Raw genomic sequence first — 17,939 nt, 5'->3', positions numbered from 1 at the left:
CCCAGGTTTCCTCTCATCAAGGACAGATGTTCCATGTCGCGCCAAAACACCCCGCAGAGCTACGGCTCCATCACCAAGAGCTTTCACTGGCTCACCGCCCTCCTGATCCTGACCGCCTTTCCGCTTGGATATTTTGCGACCGAATTGGCAGAGCATATCCAGAGCAGCGCGTTTGACGGCTCCCAAGCGACGATTGATCGCGCTACGCTCTTGTTTTCGCTTCATAAAACCATTGGCGTTGCGGTGTTCTTTACCGCGCTCCTCCGCATCCTCTGGGCCATCACCCAGGAAAAGCCGGGCCTGTTGCACCCGGATCGCAAGCTGGAGGCCTGGGCGGCAGAGACGGCCCATTGGGTGCTCTATGGTGCGATGGTGATTGTGCCGCTTTCGGGCTGGATTCATCACGCCGCGACCGATGGGTTTGCGCCCATCTGGTGGCCCTTTGGGCAAAACCTGCCGCTGGTGCCCAAATCCGAGTTTGTCTCCAAACTGTCTTCTTCGGTGCATTTCTACGCGATGCTGTTGCTTGGCGCGTCGATCCTGGCGCATGTGGGTGGCGCGCTCAAACATCATGTGATCGATAAAGACAGCACGTTGGTGCGCATGCTGCCGGGCCGTCGCGCTCTGCCCGAGCCGCCCGCACAACACCATTCTGCCTTGCCGCTGCTGACAGCGCTCGTGGTCTGGGGCGCGGTGATCGGTGGCAGCACAATGCTCTTTCTAAACACCCAGAGCGCCAAAGGCACCGTGGCACCGGTGGCAGCTGCACCGGTTGAAGGCTCGGGCTGGACTGTCGAAAACGGAACGCTGGCGATCGAAGTGGTCCAGATGGGCAGCGCCATCACGGGTACATTCTCCGACTGGCGCGCCAAGATCGACTTTGAAGAACCCGCCAGCCCCGGCCCGGCCGGTCGTGTCGAGGTCGCCATTGCCATCCCATCGCTCACGCTCGGGTCTGTGACCGATCAGGCCATGGGGTCGGACTACTTTGACGCCGAGACCTATCCGCAGGCGACGTTTGAGGCCGAGATCATCCAGATCGAGGGCGCGCAGTACGAGGCAAAAGGCACGCTCACCATTCGCGATCAGACGGTGGCGACCACCCTGCCCTTCACGCTCGATCTTGACGGGGATACGGCCACCATGAGCGGGCGAACGGAGGTTAACCGTCTCGATTTCAACATCGGGACCGGCACGCAAGACGAGGGCACCCTGGCCTTTGGCGTCGACATCACGGTGGATCTGGTCGCGACACGCGCGCCCTGAGACGCACACCCCAGATCAAACGCTGGCGCGTAAATGCCGCTCCAAGCAAAAACCGCCGCGCTCCCATAAATGGGACGCGCGGCGGCCTGTTTTCATGTCATGGTCTTTGTTGCAATCGTCGCAATCAGAGACCGCGCACCCGCACGATCAATGACCGAGGTACTGGGTGCCGAGCGTGTCGCGATAGCGCTCCGCCCAGGCTTTGTTGATCGCATCGATCGAGCCATCCGCCTTGGCCTCGGCATAGCAGCGGTTGAAATCCTCTGCGAGCGCCGCATCCCGGAAGTTCATCGCATAATCCGACGGTGCAAAGATCGCCTGGAAGGTCACGCTTTGATTGGGGTCGAACATGAGATCGCCGGATTGCTCGCGCAGCTGGCGGTTATATTCGGCAAAGATCATACCATCGCCCACAACCGCATCGACGCGTTTGCCAAAGATCATCCGGCTCTGGCCGATCTGATCCGCGATTTCCTTGTAGCTCTTGAAGCTCGGGACCGCGTCCTTCAGACCCGGCAGAATGTCGGACGCCCCCATAAAGGCGATCACGGAATGGCCCGCAAGCGCGGCAAGATCGCCATAGCTCTCACCCGCCTCGCTGAGGAACGACACGCCGTTTTGATACTGCACATACACATCGCTCTGGGTGCCGCCGAGCGGCATGCCAACGGGGACGGTGGCCACGGCGTCAGCGGTTCCATTGGAATAGGTCTTCCAGTGGCGGGTGAAGGGCTGGATTTCAAACGTCACCGTATGCCCGCATCGCTCCATCACGGTAGAGATCACCTCGGCCTCACGCCCGCTGCCGTCCTCGTTGAACATGGGCGGCAGATCTCCGGCGAGGATCGTGATCTCATCCGCGCTGGCATGAGACGGGCTCTGGAACAGAGCCAGCGAGAGCGCGGCAACAAAACTGGTGGCTTTTAACATCGTAAGGCTCCTGATCGGGCAGCATGTATATCCAAGTGCCATTATGATCCGGCAGGCTCACTAACGAGGCCTTAACACCGCAGAGGTGGGAGCGGCCGATCTGTCTAAGAGTTTAGCAAACGTCTTGAAGTTCGCGCAGAGCTGCCCATGCGGGATCAGCAGGCGCAGCACGGCAACAAAAAACCACCGGCCCCGAGGGACCAGTGGTCGATTGGCGCCGTGAGTGGGGTCGCCGTTACTCGGCCTTCATCGCCTCGACAGAGATCTGCACTTCGACCTCGTCGCTGACGAAGGGCGCGAACTGGCCCAGCTCGTACTCAGAGCGTACCAGAGTGGTGGTGGCGTCAAAGCCCGCCCAGGGTTTCTTTGCCATCGGGTGCTCGCCGACTTTGTTGAGCTTGGCATCCAGCACCACGGATTTGGTCACACCGTTGAGGGTCAGATCGCCGGTGATCTTGGCGGTGTCCTCGCCGGTCACTTCGATCGCGGTGGAGGTGAAGGACACCATCTCGTCGTCGGTCGCGCCAAAGAAGTCATCGGACATGAAGTGGTTGAAACGACCTTCCCAGCCGGTGAACATGGATTTCACGGGCATGGACACGGACACGGAGGAGTTCGCCGGATCTTCCTGATCGAACATGATCTCGCCTTCAAAGCCGGAGAACATGCCCCAAGTGGTCGAGTAACCAAGGTGGTTGTAGTTGAACAGGATCTGGCTGTGGCTCGCATCCAGCGTGTACTTCTCGGGGGCTGCAAAAGCAGTGGTCGCAGTGGTGCCGATCAGCGCAGCAGCAAGGAGGATCTTTTTCATGTGTCTGGGCTCCAGAGTGTGTGTGTTTGATGGGTCTAATGTCGGCGATGCGGTTGGCTTCAGCTAGTCCGCAAAACCCAACATGTGATGTTGGGAAATGAACACCCGGCTGTGCGCCGGATGCGATTGGTATAAAACGGCGCTGCACAATTGACCCGCCAAATCCTGTCGGATCGGGCGGGCCTCACGGGAATGTCATGAAATGTGGGGTCTTGACGGGCCCGGGCCACGCCCCGCGCGGGCGGGATCAGCGGCGCCGTGCTGGCGCGGTCAACTCACGATGCGCAGATGCGGCCTCAGTTGCGCCAAGAGGAGCTTGCGGGTGGCGCGGCCTTCGAGCGGCAGCTCCGCCAGAAGGCGGCCATCGGTTTCGAGGATCTGCAACACCTTGCCATCAAACCGCGCCGCACCGAGCGAGGCATAGCTGCGCCGCATCAGCACCACCGGGCGACCATCGCTGCGCATTTCCTCGATCCGCAGCTCGTTGCGTTGGGCGTCGAAATGAAACTCCGGGGGCAGTTTCACGTCCCGCTGCAGCAAGAGGCAGAGCCCAGCAAACAGCAGGAACACCGAGACCCCGATCCGAATGAGCGCCATCTGCGGATCCGCACCGGACTCGGGCATCAGCCAGAGTCCGGTCGAGGCCAGCACCATGCCACCGCCGAGCAGACGCAGCAGCAGGGCAGACACGGATCCGCCGGGACGAAGGGTGACTTGCGACGGCGCATCGGTGCGAAACCCCGGCACATGGTCAATCGGAGCAACACGGGTGAAGTCGATGACGTTCTGATCGATCATGGCCATGGCTTTAATCCTTCCTGCTCCACCGCGCCGCCGGGCGCCGTTAACGAGTTGTTAACCTATTTGATTGCGTCGGATTGGGGCAGCAGTGTGGCCGTCATTGGGAAAAATCCGCACCTCACCCTGCGCCGCCTCACTCTGCGCCGCCTTTGGGACGGCCTCGTCACGCCGCCCCCTGCCCGGTTGGCCCGCGGTTTGCGATCGACGACAGGCTGCACAAATGGCATCGCGACAGGCGGTCATGTGACGGGGCAGTATGGCCGCTTGCGCTTTGGGGCAAAGCCGTCTAAGGGAAGGCCTCCTTCCGTATCTTTTGATCCGCGCAGACTCTCGTGGTGGGGCAGCGGAAGGCAAATATGCCCCTCCTATGAAATGCGCCCAGACACAAACAGGAGTTCGCATGCCACTCTACGAGCATGTCATGATTGCGCGTCAGGACCTGTCCAACTCGCAAGCTGAAGGCCTCATCGAACACTTCGGTGCTGTTCTGTCCGACAACGGCGGTAAGCTGGTCGACCAGGAGTACTGGGGCGTGAAAACCATGGCCTACAAGATCAACAAAAACCGCAAGGGCCACTATGCCTTCCTGCGCTCCGACGCCCCGTCGTCGGCCGTTCAGGAAATGGAGCGCCTGATGCGTCTGCATGATGACGTGATGCGCGTTCTGACCATCAAGGTCGAAGAGCACGCCGAAGGCCCCTCGGTCCAGATGCAGAAACGTGACGAACGCGACAACCGTCGCGAGCGCCGCTGATCTAACGCTTGAGAAAAAGGACGCTAAACCATGGCAGCCAAACCATTTTTCCGTCGCCGGAAAGTGTGCCCGTTCTCTGGTGAGAACGCACCCAAAATCGACTACAAAGACACGCGTCTCCTGCAGCGCTACATCTCTGAGCGTGGCAAGATCGTGCCGTCCCGTATCACCGCCGTTTCGGCAAAGAAGCAGCGTGAACTGGCCCGTGCCATCAAACGCGCCCGCTTCCTCGCCCTGCTGCCCTATGCCGTGAAGTAAGGAGACCTGATCCATGCAAGTTATCCTTCTTGAACGTGTTGCAAAGCTCGGCCAGATGGGCGACGTCGTTGACGTAAAGCCCGGTTTCGCACGCAACTACCTGCTGCCGCAGGGCAAGGCTCAGACCGCGTCTGACGCCAACATCGCAGCTTTTGAAGCCCAGAAAGCGCAGCTCGAAGCGCGCAACCTGGAGACCAAAAAAGAAGCAGAAGCTCTAGGCGAGAAACTCGGCGGCCAGCAGTTCGTCGTGATTCGCTCTGCCTCCGATGGCGGCAACCTCTACGGCTCCGTCACCACCCGTGACGCGGCTGACGTTGCAACCGAAGAAGGCTTCTCGGTGGACCGCAAGCAGGTCATCATCCGTGAGCCGATCAAAACCCTGGGTCTGCACATCGCAGAAGTGCACCTGCACCCCGAGGTTATGGTGACCATCGAGCTGAACGTGGCCCGCTCCCCCGAGGAAGCGGAACTTCAGGCCTCCGGCAAGTCCATCCAGGAACTGGCCGCTGAAGAAGAAGCCGCAGCAGAGTTCGAAATCTCCGAACTCTTCGACGACATCGGTGGCGCAGCTTCCGACGACGAAGGCGACGCTCCGGCAGCCGCCGCAGACGAAGAAGAGTCCAAGTAAGCTTTGGCTTATGGCAAAGGCGGCTGAGGCTGCCCTTTGTCGGGAACAGAAAAGGCGGCATCTTCGGATGCCGCCTTTTTCTTTAGTAGTGTCTTCAAATCGTTTGGTCTGTTTATAGCATCTTGTGGTTTCGCGGCGTCTGGCCAATTTGGTACACGACAAACCAGATTTCGGGCGCAGTTGGCATGGAAGACAAGAACGACAGGGTTTCCACATCGCTCGCCCTATTAGTTGTCCTTTGGCCGGCTGGCCTCTGGCTCATTGGCTTCTTCGTCGCTCAACTTGCCCGGCTCAATGGCTGTAGGATATGGGCAAGAGGCCCTGAAGAATGCCTATTCTTAGGAACGGACGTCGGCGAATACATCTACCCGCTTTGGTCGCTGGGATTCTACTTGATGGGTGTTTTTCTGTGGATTCCAATCGGGCTTATCCTTCTTGGCGTCATCCGCTTCATCCGTCGTGCAAGCTGAACCTGACAGATCACAGCAATCGTTCTCCAAACCTAAAGCACCTCACCTCAATGCCCGTTGCATGGCGTCCGAAGGGTTAATACTTCTGGCGCGTGCATGGAACCATTGAATATAGCCCGCGAGTTTCTTGGAGACGGGGCCGCGAAATGGGCGATGAAAATCTTTGAAGCGCGAATGCAGAGGATTGACGCTCTGGATGTGATATGAGGCCGACATGGTCTTTTGATCCGGTTTGCTTCGAACCATAAAGTGCTCGAAGCCTTGGGCCTATGAAAGCGCCTTATAGGCGGGATGAGCGTCAGTGCAGAGAACCTCATCGGGAGCCAGCATCGGAGACAGTGCTCGCCTGATGGTAGAATGATTGCGATTGGGAATGCGCTCAAAGCAGCGGGCACGGTAACGATCAACAACAGTGAGAATGGGCAACTGCCACTTGGAGAGACCGCACAGCATAGGCACCCCTTTCTTGCCCTATTCATACCAGCGCATTCTAGGAGGCTTGGAGTCGTCGAGAGGATCGCGCTGATGTCTGATCCACTCACGACTGCCTTTGCGGGATTCCCTCTGGTATGTTTCGTCGGCCTCAACGATGCCTGAAAAGTCCGTATCGGATGTGCCAGAAAGAGCGGAGAGTGCAATCAAACGCCAGCGCCATACTGTGTGTTTGTTGAGACCAAGGCATCTTGCCAGCACGCGAACGGATGATAGCGGGCGTGGCCCCGGCATATCCTTCAACACATCGAAGAACAGCCCTGGCCGATGAATGCGCGCAATCCGTGTGCCAGTGCGTCCACTGAAGGTCTTTTTACAGCTTCCACAACGGTAGCGCTGCACATTCGTGCGCATCTTGCCCCATTTTTAACGCTTGCCGCTACCGCACTGGGGGCATTCACGAGCGCCGCAACCCTCGATTTGAGCGAGTGCTTCCTTTATCCTAATCCGAGCCCTCGCTTCTTCAATCTGCGCAGTGCCCAGTAAATCAAAGTGCTTGAGGAACTGGGTAAATTGGTGCTGGTGCATTTTCGGCTCCTTTCAGAAAGCCGAATAATATTGGCCACCTACGCCAAAAGCGACGAGGACCAACACGATTTGCGGACACTACTTTTCTATTGTGCTCACTAGATTTGCTTGCGGTGCGCCGCCCATTCGCCGCCCTCTAGCGGCGGAACAGCTCGAGCAGCAGCCTTGGGGATTGATTGGCAATGGTGAGCGACTGGATCGCCAGTTCCTGCTGGGTCTTCAGCGCCGAGAGACGCGCCGAGGCCTCTTCCATATCCGTGTCGGTCATGGCGGAGACACCTTGCTCCATGGCGTCCACCAGACGCCCCACAAAATCCGATTGATCCTCGATCCGCGAGGCCGATGAGCCCAGCGATGCCGCGCCGTTGATCGCCACCTGCAAGAAATCCTCGATCTCGGTCAGCGCCGTGGCCGCGGTTGTGGAATCCGTGATCGCCGTGAGGTTGCTGGCCAGATCCAGAGAGGAGTCGAAATTCACCGAAGCCACGGAGATCTCGCTCGACGTGACGGTGCCGCCAGCGCCGCTGCGATCCAGCGAAGCCAGGACCCCAAGTGAGGTGGCGCCATTGCCATCCACATCGGTCGAGAGCAGATTTGCACCGTTGAACTGCGCGGCAGAGATGATCGCCTCGATCTGGTCCACCTTGGAGGTGATGTCGGTCTGAATGGTATCATGATCGACGTTCTCGGACTGCGCCGAAACAATCAGCTCTTTGATTTCCGTAAGTTTTTCAACAATCTGCTCCGCTCCGGCAGAGGCCACGGCCACGGTTGCCTCGCCCAACGCGAGGCTGCTCTTGATTGAGCGGAAGCCGGAGATGTCGGCCTCCATCGTCTTGGAGATGGCCCAGACCGCAGAATTGTCTTTGGCCGCACCGATCCGCTTGCCGGTGGAGATCGAGGTCTGCACGTCGTTCAGGTTGCCGTTAATGGCCTTGAGAGTGCGCAGGGCCGTCATCGCCCCGTAATTGGTCAATATACTGGACATTTGAGAAGGTTCCATCGCGAGGGACATGCCGTCCCACAGGTGAAGATCCCGTTTTCTAAGATCGCCCCGTATCGCTTTGGACACTGCCAAACCAAAGGCCCGGCGCCATCCCCAGATTGTCCCGCAGGATGCCTGTTAACGATATACAGAAAAAGATTAACATATGCCTAACAGTTACGCGGGCGTTAACGCGCCGCATGACTGAAATCTGTTTAATTTCAGTATTATAACGCGCAAGAAACCGCCGACCCGAAGGGCCGGCGGTCCAATTCAAACGCGTGAAATACGTCTTAGCGGAAGAGCTGCAGCAGCGAGCTCGGCGCTTCATTCGCAATGGTCAGCGACTGCGTTGCCAGGTCTTGCTGGGTCTGCAGAGCGGACAGACGCGCGGAGGCCTCTTCCATGTTGGTGTCCGTCATGGTCGACACACCTTTGGTCATGGAGTCGACGAGGTTGCCCACAAACTCGGACTGGTCTTCAAGACGTGAGGCGTCCGCACCCAGAGCCGCGGCACCGGTGATCGCGGTTTGGATCAGGGTCTCGATCTCACCCAGAGCGGTAGCCGCGGTGGTGGCGTCGGTGATCGACGTCATGCCTGCAACATCCAGACCGGACTCAAAGTCAGCAGAGGCAACGCTGATCTCAACCGCGGTCACAGTGCCACCGGCACCCTCACGGTCCAGCGACGCCAGAACACCCAGGCTGGTCGCGCCATTGCCGTCAACGTCGGTCGCCAGCAGGTTGGCACCGTTGAACTGCGCAGCGGAGATGATCGCGTCAATCTGATCGGCTTTGGAGTCGATGTCTGTCTGGATCTTGGCGTGGTCGACGTTTTCGGACTGCGCGGAGACGATCAGCTCTTTCATCTCGGTCAGTTTTTCAACGATCTGCTCGGCACCGGCGGAGGCAACCGCAACGGTGGCTTCACCCACGGAGAGGCCGTCTTCGATCGATTCAAAGCCTGCGATGTCGGATTCCATGGTCTTGGAGATCGCCCAAACAGCGGAATTGTCTTTCGCTGTCCCCACCTCTTTACCGGTGGAAATGCTGGTTTGAGCTTTGCCGAGGTCGTCGTTGACGGACTTCAGGGTCTGCAGCGCAACCATTGCGCCGTTGTTTGTCAGAATGCTGGACATAGAGCACCTTATTTTTTGGCAGGACAGTTGTTCTTATGTCTGTCCTATATTCAGGTTATCCCGTTACACGGGGGCGAGTGGTCCCGTCCTAAACCTGCTTCCCGCCTTGCGGCGTTAGCGCCAACTGTCTCCAGATGCACCGTCAAATTGCCATAAAGACCCTTACAAAACCTTAATGGTCTCGCGGCGCATTACTACAATTTTAGGACATCTAAACAACTCTCTAAGCGTCGAAAATGCATCATAAAATCCTGCCAAACACTTGGGATAAAAACGAAAATCGCCGACCCCAAGGGGCCGGCGATCCAATTCAACGCGTGAAATACGTCTTAGCGGAAGAGCTGCAGCAGCGAGCTCGGCGCTTCATTCGCGATGGTCAGCGACTGGGTCGCAAGATCCTGCTGGGTCTGCAGAGCAGACAGACGCGCGGAGGCTTCTTCCATGTCGGTGTCCGTCATGGTCGACACACCGAGGGTCATGGAGTCAACGAGGTTGCCCACAAATTCGGACTGGTCCTCGAGACGTGCAGCATCCGCACCCAACGAAGCCGCACCGGTGATTGCAGTCTGGATCATGGTCTCGATCTCACCCAGCGCGGTGGCCGCGGTGGTGGAGTCGGTGATCGAGGTCAGGCTGGAAGACAGATCAAGGTCCGCCTCGAAGTCAACCGACGCTACGCTGATCTCAACCGCGGTCACAGTGCCACCGGCACCCTCACGGTCCAGCGACGCCAGAACACCCAGGCTGGTTGCGCCATTGCCGTCAACGTCGGTCGCCAGCAGGTTGGCACCGTTGAACTGCGCAGCGGAGATGATCGCATCGACCTGTGCCACTTTGGAGTCGATGTCTGTCTGGATCTTGGCGTGGTCCACGTTTTCGGACTGCGCGGAGACGATCAGCTCTTTCATCTCGGTCAGTTTTTCAACGATCTGCTCGGCACCGGCGGAGGCAACCGCAACGGTGGCTTCACCCACGGAGAGGCCATCCTCAATGGCTTCAAAGCCTGCGATGTCGGATTCCATGGTCTTGGAGATCGCCCAAACAGCGGAATTGTCTTTCGCTGTACCCACCTCTTTACCGGTGGAAATGCTGGTTTGAACTTTGCCGAGGTCGTCGTTGACGGACTTCAGGGTCTGGAGCGCAACCATTGCGCCGTTGTTTGTCAGAATGCTGGACATAGAGCACCTTATCTAGTGGCAGGACAGTGGCTTTTACAGCTGTCCTAAATTCAGGTTATCCCGTTACACGGGGGCGAGTGGTCCCGTCCTAAACCTGCATCCCGCCTCGCGGCGTCAGCGCCATCCGTCTCCAGATGCATCCTCTGAATGCCACAGCGTCTCTTACTGACTGATTAATGTGGCCCCCGACCATCTCTACAATTTTAACCCATCTGAATGATTTGCTAATCTTCGAAAATCCATGACAATTGCGATGGATAATTGAGTAAAACACGCGTGAATTTCGGCGCTTGCCCCCCCTGCCCGCCCCAGCATCCTGGCGCGCCGGATCAGAAAGCAAGTTATTGTTTTTACTACATCAATACCCGCACCTCCCCTACAAAATCCGAAAGGTCGGCAAGGCTCCGCCTTGTCTAAAATTGCAGGTTTGCCGCCCCAAGCCGCCTCGATAGAGTGAGTGGGCGAAACAACCGTGAGTTATCCCCATGCATCGTCGTCATCTGATTTTGACCTTGGCGGCTCTTTTCCTCAACTCCGTGGCGGGATGCGCGCGCACCGACAATGATGTCAGCCGCAGCTTCAACCCTCCGCTTTATCCAAATGAAACGCCGGAGCTGCGGAAAAAGATCAATTATTGGGCCGATTACTATGAGGTGCCGCGCAGCCTCGTGCACCGACTCGCCATCCGCGAGAGCACGCACCGCCCCTGGGCCGTCAATCGCCCCTATTACGGTCTGTTGCAGATTCTGCCTGCCACAGCGCGATCCATGGGGTTTCGGGGCCAGCCGCAGGAGCTTCTGGATGCGGATACCAACCTGAAATACGCGGTGCGCTATCTGCGCGGAGCGTGGTTGATTTCCGATGGCAGTCAAGACAACGCAGTCAAACATTATTCGCGCGGCTATTACTACGAAGCCAAGCGCCGTGGCATGCTCAAAGAGACCGGGCTACGCTGAGATCTGCCCGGCTCTCTCAGTCATGTCAGAGGCACATTTTGGAATTGGGACCTGAAGTCCGCTGTCGCCCTGTGCGCTGGCGGACTTCAGCATCGCGCCCCTCTCCTCCGTCCACAGAGTCGTGCCCAATCCAAAGGCGAGGTGCCGCGCCCCCTGCGCAAAGGACGACGCGCGCGCAAAAACCCATGACAAACTGTCACAGTATAGCGCTATCATAAGTGGAATCGCGCAGCTGTCGCTCGACGCATGCGTGACGATCTCAAGACTTCAGGAGAGTTAAATGTCGTGGCAGATTAATCGTAGATCCTTTCTCGCAGGCAGCGCGGGCCTTATTGCGCTACATCCGTTTTCGGTGGCTGCGGCCTCGGGGCAGGTTCACCTGCGCCTGATGGAAACAACGGATCTGCACGTCCATGTGTTTCCCTATGACTATTATGGCGACAAACCCGTGGACACCCTGGGCCTCGCCCGCACCGCATCGCTGATCAACGACATCCGCGCCGAGGCCACAAACTCGCTCTTGGTGGACAATGGGGATTTCCTGCAGGGCAACCCGATGGGCGACTACATCGCCTATGAGCGTGGCATGAAAGAAGGCGACCAGCACCCGGTGATCACCGCGATGAACACCGTCGGCTTTGATGCCTCGACCTTGGGCAACCACGAATTCAACTACGGGATTTCCTTTTTGATGAAATCCCTTGCGGGCGCCGGGTTCCCGGTGGTTTGTGCCAATGTCGCCAAGAAAACCGGTGCCTCACCGCGCGAGGATGAGACCCTGTTGCCGCCCTATGTGATTCTGGAGCGCGAACTCACCGATGGCGCGGGCAAGGCGCACCCGATCAAGATCGGCCTCATCGGATTTGTGCCGCCGCAGGTGATGAACTGGGACCGCAAACATCTTGAAGGCAACGTGCAGGCGCGCGACATCGTCGAATGCGCCCGTGCCTATGTGCCGGAGATGAAGGAGAAAGGCGCAGATATCATCATCGCGCTCTCGCATTCCGGCATCGGCTCGGCCGATCACAGTGACGGCATGGAAAATGCCTCGGTGCCGCTGGCGGCAGTAGAGGGCATTGACGCCATCATGACCGGTCACAGCCATCTGGTGTTCCCCTCCTCGACCTATGCGGATTTTGCAGGCGTTGACGCCGACAAAGGCACGATCCACGGCACGCCCGCCGTCATGGGCGGCTATTGGGGCAGCCATATGGGGCTCATTGACCTGATGCTGGAGCGCGATGGCAATGGCTGGCGCGTTGTGGGCCATGCCTCCGAGGCGCGCCCGATTTCCAAGCGCAACGAGGATCGCAGCGTGACCGCACTGGTCGAGAGCGATCAGAGCGTGCTGGAGGCGGTGCAGGCCGATCACGACGCCACGCTTGCTTATGTGCGCCGCGCGGTGGGCAAGACTGATGCACCGCTGCACAGCTATTTTGCGCTGGTGGCAGATGACCCTTCGGTGCAGATCGTGTCGATTGCACAGACCTGGTATATCTCTCAGATGCTGAAGGGCACCGAGTATGAGGCTCTGCCGATCCTCTCTGCCGCCGCCCCTTTCAAGGCAGGTGGCCGAGGTGGTCCGGAGTATTACACCGATGTTCCGGTGGGGGATGTGGCAATCAAGAATGTCGCCGATCTCTACCTCTATCCCAACACCGTACGCGCCGTGAAAGTCACCGGCCAGCAGGTGAAGGACTGGCTTGAGCGCTCGGCGGGCATGTTCAACCAGATCGAGCCCGGCAAGGCCGACCAGGTGCTGCTCAACCCGTCGTTCCCCAGCTACAACTTCGATGTGATCGACGGCGTGACCTATCAGATTGACCTGAGCCAGCCGCCGATGTTCGCGCCCAAGGGCGAGCTGATCAACCCGGATAGCAACCGGATCGTGAACCTTGAGTTCAACGGAGCCCCCATTGATCCCGCGCAGGAGTTCATCATTGCCACCAATAACTACCGTGCCAGCGGCGGTGGCAGCTTCCCCGGTGCGATGGGTGATACCATCGTCTTTGAAGGGCCAGACACCAACCGCGATGTGATCGTGCGCTATATCGTCGAACAGGGCACCATCAGCCCTAAGGCGGATGGCAACTGGAGCTTTGCCCCGCTGCCGGACACCTCGGTTCTGTTTGACACCGGCCCCAAAGCCGCCGCCTATGCCGAGAGCGTCCCCGGTGTTACCATCGCACCTGCAGGGGATGGGCCGGACGGGTTTGCCCGCTTCAAGATCACGCTCTGAGCGAAAAACGGCATCGCGCCGCCCAGCATTGGACTGGGCGGCGTTTTTCTTTTGGTGGCGTTTTCCACTGGGCGACAGGGCAACCGGGCAACCGGGAGACTGGCCGACTGGACGGCGTCCTTGATCCCGCCCCCGGCTTCCCCATCAGACGACCCGGTTGCGGCCTGCCCTTTTGGCCTGCAGCAGCGCCACATCGGCTTGCCCCAATACCGGTTCGATCTCGGTGCGCCCGTCGAACTCTGCGCAGCTGAAGGTGGCCGTGACACGCCGGGACGACAGGATCTGCGAGTCATCAAGCGCCGCACGACATTTCTCCGCGAGGGCGCGCGTACTGCCCTCCTCCGAACGCAGGCGCAACACCATGAACTCTTCGCCACCGATGCGGAAAAACAGATCCTCCGGGCCAAGGAACTGGCGCACAAGCGAGGTGACAGCCCGCAGCACAAAGTCCCCGGTGGGGTGGCCATAGGTGTCGTTGACGCTTTTGAAGTAATCAAGGTCGAACAAGATAAGGGCGGCTTTGCTCAGGTCCTGGCTCTGCGCCACCCGTGCAAGATGGCGGCGATTGAAGCAGCCGGTGAGCGGATCCAGAAAGGCGCTGTCCTCAAGAGAATCGCGCGCTTCGACAATGCGTTTGGCGGCATAGCTCAGGAAAACGACGCAGATCAGCAGGGCAAACCCCAACCGCAGCACCAACGCGGTGTCGGCGCCTATCGCCACAAGAACTGCGGTCACGCCCGCGATCAGCGTGATGGAATACCACAGGGCGCCGCGTCCGGGCATGGCCAGATAGCCGCCAATCAATGTGGGAAAGACATAGAACCCAAGCTGTGGCCCCAGACGCCAGACCGAGAACAGAATCACGGCGCCAAGCCCGATCAGGATCGCCGGGATGGGAATCGGCAGCGTTCTGCCGCGATACGCAGCCTGAAGATCAGCGCCAACACTCAGCAGCAAAGCGGCAATGGCGCCCGCAAGGATGTAATCCGCGCGACAGACATTCAGAACCACCATGCCAGCACAGACCACGGCCAAACAGGCTCCGAGGTAGAAATCAACGCGCGTGCGTGCGGTCTGTGCTGCCATTTGTCCGTCCTATGACCACGGCGAGGCAACGAGTCACCCCAAGGCTTTCGAATTTCCAAACTTAATGAATTTTCCGCGGGCAAAAATGAAGTCTGCATCAAAGACAATCGCGAGGGAAAAATCTTTGGCTTCTCCCCCTAAGCCAGCCCGGGACCGATAGACAGGATCGCTGCGCACAATCCGATAGCACGCAAGAGTAGAAACGGAAACTTTCCTTTCTGCCAAGGGAATTTGGAGCTCCCTCCAGTCGGGCATGCACGCGGGCATCGCTGTCGCGTAGGCTCCGCAACCCTGGCCTGATTGAGTCACCCTCTCAAGTTGCAAGCCTCTGCCGTGCGCTCGGTCTTTGACGCGCGCTATATTTTTCGCAGCTGCTCACAAAAACAAAAAAAGGCCGCCAGAACGGCGGCCTTTTCGAAAATACAAAATGAGTAGATCTTACTCTTCTTCGAGTGCCTCAACGGCTTTCTGCAGGTCTTCTTTGGAGACTTCTTTTTCAGACACTTTTGCCTGATCGAACACGAGATCGATCACTTTGTCTTCGAAGATCGGCGCACGCAGCTGCTGCTGCATCTGGGCGTTCTGCTGGATGAACTCAAAGAACTGACGTTCTTGGCCCGGGTACTGACGTGCCTGCTGCATGATCGCCTGGGTCATTTCCTGGTCGGTCACTTCGACTTCGGCTTTCTGACCCATTTCGGCGAGCAGCAGACCAAGGCGCACGCGACGTTCGGCCAGTTTGTTGTGCTCATCGGTGGGCTCGATTTCCGGGTGATCGTGGCCCTGCACGTCCGGGTTTTCCTCGTGCCACAGCTGATGTGCGATCTGCTTGGCTTCGGCCTCAACGAGGCTCGGCGGCAGGTCGAAGGAGACCAGCTCGGCCAGGGCGTCAAGCGCGGCGCGCTTCATCACCTGACGGGCGGCACCGGCGTATTCTGCTTCGAGACGCTCGGAGATCTGACCTTTGAGCTGATCGAGATCCTCGGCACCGAATTTCTTCGCCAGCTCGTCGTTGATCTCGGCCGCTTTGGGGGCTTTGACTTCTTTGACGGTGCAGGAGAACACGGCTTCTTTGCCAGCAAGGTGCTCGGCGCCGTATTCTTCGGGGAAGGTCACGGTAACGTCTTTTGCGTCGCCTGCCTTCACGCCAACCAGCTGCTCTTCGAAGCCGGGGATGAAGGAGTTGGAGCCCAGCGTCAGCGGGTAATCTTCGGCAGAGCCGCCGTCGAACGCTTCGCCGTCCACTTTGCCGACGAAGTCGATCACAACCTGATCGCCATCCTCGGATGCAGCACCTTCTTCGCGGGCTTCAAATTCCTGAGCGGAGGACGCCAGGTTTTCGAGCGCCTCGGTCACGGCTGCGTCTTCGGCTTTGACAACGAGCTTTTCCAGTTCCACGCCGGATACGTCGACCTCGGGGATCGCGGGCAGCGCTTCATAGGACATCTCGACGTTGACGTCGTCGCCCTCTTTCCAGTCTTCGTTGGTCATTTTGACGTCGGGCTGGAGCGCCGGACGGTCGCCGGATTCTTCAAAGTGCTTGTTCATCGCACCATCGACAGCTTCCTGCATGACTTCGCCCATCAGGCGCGCGCCGAACTGCTTCTTCAGAAGCGGCATCGGCACCTTGCCCTTGCGGAAGCCCTTCATCTCGATCTCGGGCTGCGCTTCGGCCAGTTTCGCGTTGACCTTTTCTTCCAACTCGGTTGCCGGAATGGTGATCGCGTAGCCGCGCTTCAGACCTTCGTTCAGAGTTTCGGTGACCTGCATCATATTCCCCATAGAGATTCGGGGCGCGCGCGCAGGCTCCGCCCCCAGACAATTTGTGGCCTTCTATTGGCCTGCGCGTCGCGGTGCAAGAGGCATCCGCCTTGATCCGCCCCGGCAAGCGCCTCAATGGGGCTTTTTCACCCTGTTTTCGGGGGTCGAGGCCGCAATTCTCCCCAAGAGAGCGCGAACGCCCTCCGGCCAGGGACCGGAGGGCGCAGCATGACGACATGCGGCGAAGGCAAGTGAGTCACGAGGTAAAAACCCCTCGCAGCCGCCGCATTTGTCTTGAGACGTGGCTTAGAACTTCCAGCGCGCGCCCGCAAGGATGGCAGAGCCGTCCTGGTAGTTGGTGGCGGAGGCATCATCGTAGGAATATTCGCGATACGCGATATAGGCCTCGAGGTTCTGCTGGTCGAAGTTCTGGACCGCCGCGATGCCAAAGGACTCGGCGCTGTCGTTGGTGGAAACCAGATCCGAGCCGTCATAGTAGTCGACAGAGAAGGCGGTGGCGCCAACGGAGATCAGGTTCGCGGTGTAGCCCAGCTTGACATAGCCGTAGTCGCCACCGGTATCCCGGTCGCCAGTGGCCGCGCTCAGCGAGAGGCCCGTGGGTTCGTGCAGAACCGCCGCCGAAGCGATGGTGTCACGGGTGTCCTCAGAGCCGCCCTTTTCGGTCCAGCTGACGGCCAGTGCACCGGCCACAGTGAAATCACCGAGGTCTTCGTTCAGGTAATTCAGGGCAATGTCGTACTGCTGGGTGTCAGCGTCCCGGGTCAGGATGTCCTCACCATAAGAGGCAGAGACGGTAAAGCCCGAGAATTCCGGCGAGTCATAGCGGATACGGCCCCGACGCGAGCCGTCAAAGGTCGAGAAAACATCGCCGATTTCGATCCCGGTGAGGTTGCCTGCGGTGTCACGCAGGAAATATCCCCCCGCAGCATCCGCGACTGCAGAGCCAGCCACAACGCCGGTGCCAGAGAGATCAATGCCGGTGGCGCCATCTGCCGCCATGGAGCCCTGACCCAGCGAGAAGGTGCCGTAGCGCGGGGTGTGCCACTGCAGATCAACATGACGCAGATCGCTGCGGGTCCAATCAGTGATGTCGCCTTGGTCGTTCTGGTTCACACCATCCGAGCCGCGCAACGACAAGGAGGTCTCAAAGCGGAATTTCAGGGTGTTCTCGCCAAAGGGCTGCTCCAGCCAGAAGCCAACGCGCGATCCGGAATTTCCGTTATCAACGAGTCGGTTATAGTCTTCCTGACCGTCGTCATAGCCCTGATAGGCCAGGTTGAGCTGACCGTACCAACGGAAGGACCCACCATTGTCCGAGGTATAGGTGGGGCCCGCAACGGCGGGGGCGGCAAGAAGGGCGGACAGCGCAAGGGCGCTGGAGCCCACCGCAAGGGTTTTGGTGCTCATCATCTGAGTCTCCTGGTTTTTTAGCCAGCCGGACGTCCTCCATCCCCGGACCCGGCTGACAACGGAGCTAACACCTAAGTTTTTTGGGAAAAGGTCTTGAAAGCGAGGGCAACTGAACGGGTCAGTTCACATAAGGGGGAGCGCTGTAACAAAGGCACTTTTTCGCCAATGGGCTGATCCGGCAAGGAATTTACCTGGTCGACTTCAACCCCTGACGTTTGATTTTTCA

The 17,939-nt window shown here is 58.8% G+C and carries 16 protein-coding genes; 7 read left to right on the top strand and 9 right to left on the bottom strand.

What is annotated here, in order from left to right; translation table 11 throughout:
• Window positions 1-33: 33 nt before the first annotated feature.
• Entirely contained in the window at window positions 34-1,266 is a 1,233-nt protein-coding gene (locus TM1040_RS09575; protein WP_011538390.1) for a cytochrome b/b6 domain-containing protein, read from the top strand.
• 147 nt (window positions 1,267-1,413) lie between these two features.
• Here TM1040_RS09575 and TM1040_RS09570 read toward each other — a convergent pair whose 3' ends face one another.
• The 3 genes from TM1040_RS09570 to TM1040_RS09560 all read right to left on the bottom strand — a co-directional run bounded on the left by TM1040_RS09570 (window position 1,414) and on the right by TM1040_RS09560 (window position 3,811).
• Window positions 1,414-2,196, bottom strand: coding sequence for a substrate-binding periplasmic protein (locus TM1040_RS09570; RefSeq protein WP_011538389.1), 783 nt, complete (start codon window positions 2,194-2,196; stop codon window positions 1,414-1,416).
• Window positions 2,197-2,431: 235 nt separating this feature from the next.
• Window positions 2,432-3,007, bottom strand: a complete 576-nt coding sequence (locus TM1040_RS09565) for a YceI family protein (RefSeq protein WP_011538388.1) — start codon at window positions 3,005-3,007, stop codon at window positions 2,432-2,434.
• Between the two features lie 270 nt (window positions 3,008-3,277).
• Window positions 3,278-3,811 (bottom strand): hypothetical protein, encoded by a 534-nt coding sequence (locus TM1040_RS09560; RefSeq protein WP_011538387.1) that lies wholly within the window; start codon window positions 3,809-3,811, stop codon window positions 3,278-3,280.
• Between the two features lie 397 nt (window positions 3,812-4,208).
• Between TM1040_RS09560 and rpsF the strand changes: the two genes are divergently transcribed.
• The 4 genes from rpsF to TM1040_RS09540 all read left to right on the top strand — a co-directional run bounded on the left by rpsF (window position 4,209) and on the right by TM1040_RS09540 (window position 5,918).
• Window positions 4,209-4,562 (top strand): 30S ribosomal protein S6, encoded by a 354-nt coding sequence (rpsF, locus tag TM1040_RS09555; protein WP_005608637.1) that lies wholly within the window; start codon window positions 4,209-4,211, stop codon window positions 4,560-4,562.
• 30 nt (window positions 4,563-4,592) lie between these two features.
• Window positions 4,593-4,820 carry a 30S ribosomal protein S18 gene (gene rpsR / locus TM1040_RS09550; RefSeq protein WP_005608650.1) on the top strand — a complete coding sequence of 76 codons (228 nt, stop codon included), beginning with the start codon at window positions 4,593-4,595 and terminating at the stop codon, window positions 4,818-4,820.
• Window positions 4,821-4,833: 13 nt separating this feature from the next.
• Window positions 4,834-5,448: a 50S ribosomal protein L9 gene (gene rplI, locus TM1040_RS09545; protein ID WP_011538386.1), complete on the top strand. Its 615-nt coding sequence runs from the start codon at window positions 4,834-4,836 to the stop codon at window positions 5,446-5,448.
• A 185-nt stretch (window positions 5,449-5,633) separates the two neighbouring features.
• Window positions 5,634-5,918, top strand: coding sequence for a hypothetical protein (locus tag TM1040_RS09540; protein WP_044026720.1), 285 nt, complete (start codon window positions 5,634-5,636; stop codon window positions 5,916-5,918).
• A 1,156-nt stretch (window positions 5,919-7,074) separates the two neighbouring features.
• Here the strand turns inward: TM1040_RS09540 and TM1040_RS09530 are convergent.
• The 3 genes from TM1040_RS09530 to TM1040_RS09520 form a co-directional block, all read right to left on the bottom strand.
• A complete protein-coding gene (locus tag TM1040_RS09530; RefSeq protein ID WP_044026718.1) occupies window positions 7,075-7,926 on the bottom strand; it encodes a flagellin in 852 nt (283 codons plus the stop codon).
• Window positions 7,927-8,216: 290 nt separating this feature from the next.
• Window positions 8,217-9,062: a flagellin gene (locus TM1040_RS09525; protein WP_011538382.1), complete on the bottom strand. Its 846-nt coding sequence runs from the start codon at window positions 9,060-9,062 to the stop codon at window positions 8,217-8,219.
• Window positions 9,063-9,391: 329 nt separating this feature from the next.
• Complete coding sequence (locus TM1040_RS09520; protein WP_011538381.1) at window positions 9,392-10,240, bottom strand: flagellin; 849 nt, start codon at window positions 10,238-10,240, stop codon at window positions 9,392-9,394.
• A gap of 485 nt (window positions 10,241-10,725) precedes the next feature.
• Here TM1040_RS09520 and TM1040_RS09515 point away from each other — a divergent pair, with 485 nt between their 5' ends.
• Together TM1040_RS09515 and TM1040_RS09510 are read left to right on the top strand one after the other, a co-directional pair.
• A complete protein-coding gene (locus TM1040_RS09515; protein WP_011538380.1) occupies window positions 10,726-11,196 on the top strand; it encodes a lytic transglycosylase domain-containing protein in 471 nt (156 codons plus the stop codon).
• 280 nt (window positions 11,197-11,476) lie between these two features.
• Entirely contained in the window at window positions 11,477-13,435 is a 1,959-nt protein-coding gene (locus tag TM1040_RS09510; protein WP_011538379.1) for a bifunctional 2',3'-cyclic-nucleotide 2'-phosphodiesterase/3'-nucleotidase, read from the top strand.
• Window positions 13,436-13,579: 144 nt separating this feature from the next.
• Here the strand turns inward: TM1040_RS09510 and TM1040_RS09505 are convergent, their stop codons facing one another.
• The 3 genes from TM1040_RS09505 to TM1040_RS09495 all read right to left on the bottom strand — a co-directional run bounded on the left by TM1040_RS09505 (window position 13,580) and on the right by TM1040_RS09495 (window position 17,710).
• Window positions 13,580-14,521 (bottom strand): GGDEF domain-containing protein, encoded by a 942-nt coding sequence (locus TM1040_RS09505; RefSeq protein WP_011538378.1) that lies wholly within the window; start codon window positions 14,519-14,521, stop codon window positions 13,580-13,582.
• A 438-nt stretch (window positions 14,522-14,959) separates the two neighbouring features.
• The gene (gene tig / locus TM1040_RS09500; RefSeq protein WP_011538376.1) at window positions 14,960-16,291 is read right to left on the bottom strand and encodes a trigger factor; all 1,332 of its coding nucleotides are present in this window, start codon (window positions 16,289-16,291) and stop codon (window positions 14,960-14,962) included.
• Between the two features lie 297 nt (window positions 16,292-16,588).
• Window positions 16,589-17,710: a porin gene (locus TM1040_RS09495; protein WP_044027071.1), complete on the bottom strand. Its 1,122-nt coding sequence runs from the start codon at window positions 17,708-17,710 to the stop codon at window positions 16,589-16,591.
• Between the last annotated feature and the right edge of the window lie 229 nt (window positions 17,711-17,939).

This window comes from Ruegeria sp. TM1040 (assembly GCF_000014065.1).
Lineage (GTDB): Bacteria > Pseudomonadota > Alphaproteobacteria > Rhodobacterales > Rhodobacteraceae > Epibacterium.
This window is presented reverse-complemented; position numbering and strand designations above follow the sequence as displayed.

What these genes read in the sequence shown, in the direction of transcription:
- TM1040_RS09575 (WP_011538390.1), top strand. Translation starts at nt 34, where the DNA reads ATGTCGCGCCAAAACACCCCGCAGAGCTACGGCTCCATCACCAAGAGC.
- TM1040_RS09570 (WP_011538389.1), bottom strand. Translation starts at nt 2,196, where the DNA reads ATGTTAAAAGCCACCAGTTTTGTTGCCGCGCTCTCGCTGGCTCTGTTC.
- TM1040_RS09565 (WP_011538388.1), bottom strand. Translation starts at nt 3,007, where the DNA reads ATGAAAAAGATCCTCCTTGCTGCTGCGCTGATCGGCACCACTGCGACC.
- TM1040_RS09560 (WP_011538387.1), bottom strand. Translation starts at nt 3,811, where the DNA reads ATGGCCATGATCGATCAGAACGTCATCGACTTCACCCGTGTTGCTCCG.
- rpsF (WP_005608637.1), top strand. Translation starts at nt 4,209, where the DNA reads ATGCCACTCTACGAGCATGTCATGATTGCGCGTCAGGACCTGTCCAAC.
- rpsR (WP_005608650.1), top strand. Translation starts at nt 4,593, where the DNA reads ATGGCAGCCAAACCATTTTTCCGTCGCCGGAAAGTGTGCCCGTTCTCT.
- rplI (WP_011538386.1), top strand. Translation starts at nt 4,834, where the DNA reads ATGCAAGTTATCCTTCTTGAACGTGTTGCAAAGCTCGGCCAGATGGGC.
- TM1040_RS09540 (WP_044026720.1), top strand. Translation starts at nt 5,634, where the DNA reads ATGGAAGACAAGAACGACAGGGTTTCCACATCGCTCGCCCTATTAGTT.
- TM1040_RS09530 (WP_044026718.1), bottom strand. Translation starts at nt 7,926, where the DNA reads ATGTCCAGTATATTGACCAATTACGGGGCGATGACGGCCCTGCGCACT.
- TM1040_RS09525 (WP_011538382.1), bottom strand. Translation starts at nt 9,062, where the DNA reads ATGTCCAGCATTCTGACAAACAACGGCGCAATGGTTGCGCTGCAGACC.
- TM1040_RS09520 (WP_011538381.1), bottom strand. Translation starts at nt 10,240, where the DNA reads ATGTCCAGCATTCTGACAAACAACGGCGCAATGGTTGCGCTCCAGACC.
- TM1040_RS09515 (WP_011538380.1), top strand. Translation starts at nt 10,726, where the DNA reads ATGCATCGTCGTCATCTGATTTTGACCTTGGCGGCTCTTTTCCTCAAC.
- TM1040_RS09510 (WP_011538379.1), top strand. Translation starts at nt 11,477, where the DNA reads ATGTCGTGGCAGATTAATCGTAGATCCTTTCTCGCAGGCAGCGCGGGC.
- TM1040_RS09505 (WP_011538378.1), bottom strand. Translation starts at nt 14,521, where the DNA reads ATGGCAGCACAGACCGCACGCACGCGCGTTGATTTCTACCTCGGAGCC.
- tig (WP_011538376.1), bottom strand. Translation starts at nt 16,291, where the DNA reads ATGCAGGTCACCGAAACTCTGAACGAAGGTCTGAAGCGCGGCTACGCG.
- TM1040_RS09495 (WP_044027071.1), bottom strand. Translation starts at nt 17,710, where the DNA reads ATGAGCACCAAAACCCTTGCGGTGGGCTCCAGCGCCCTTGCGCTGTCC.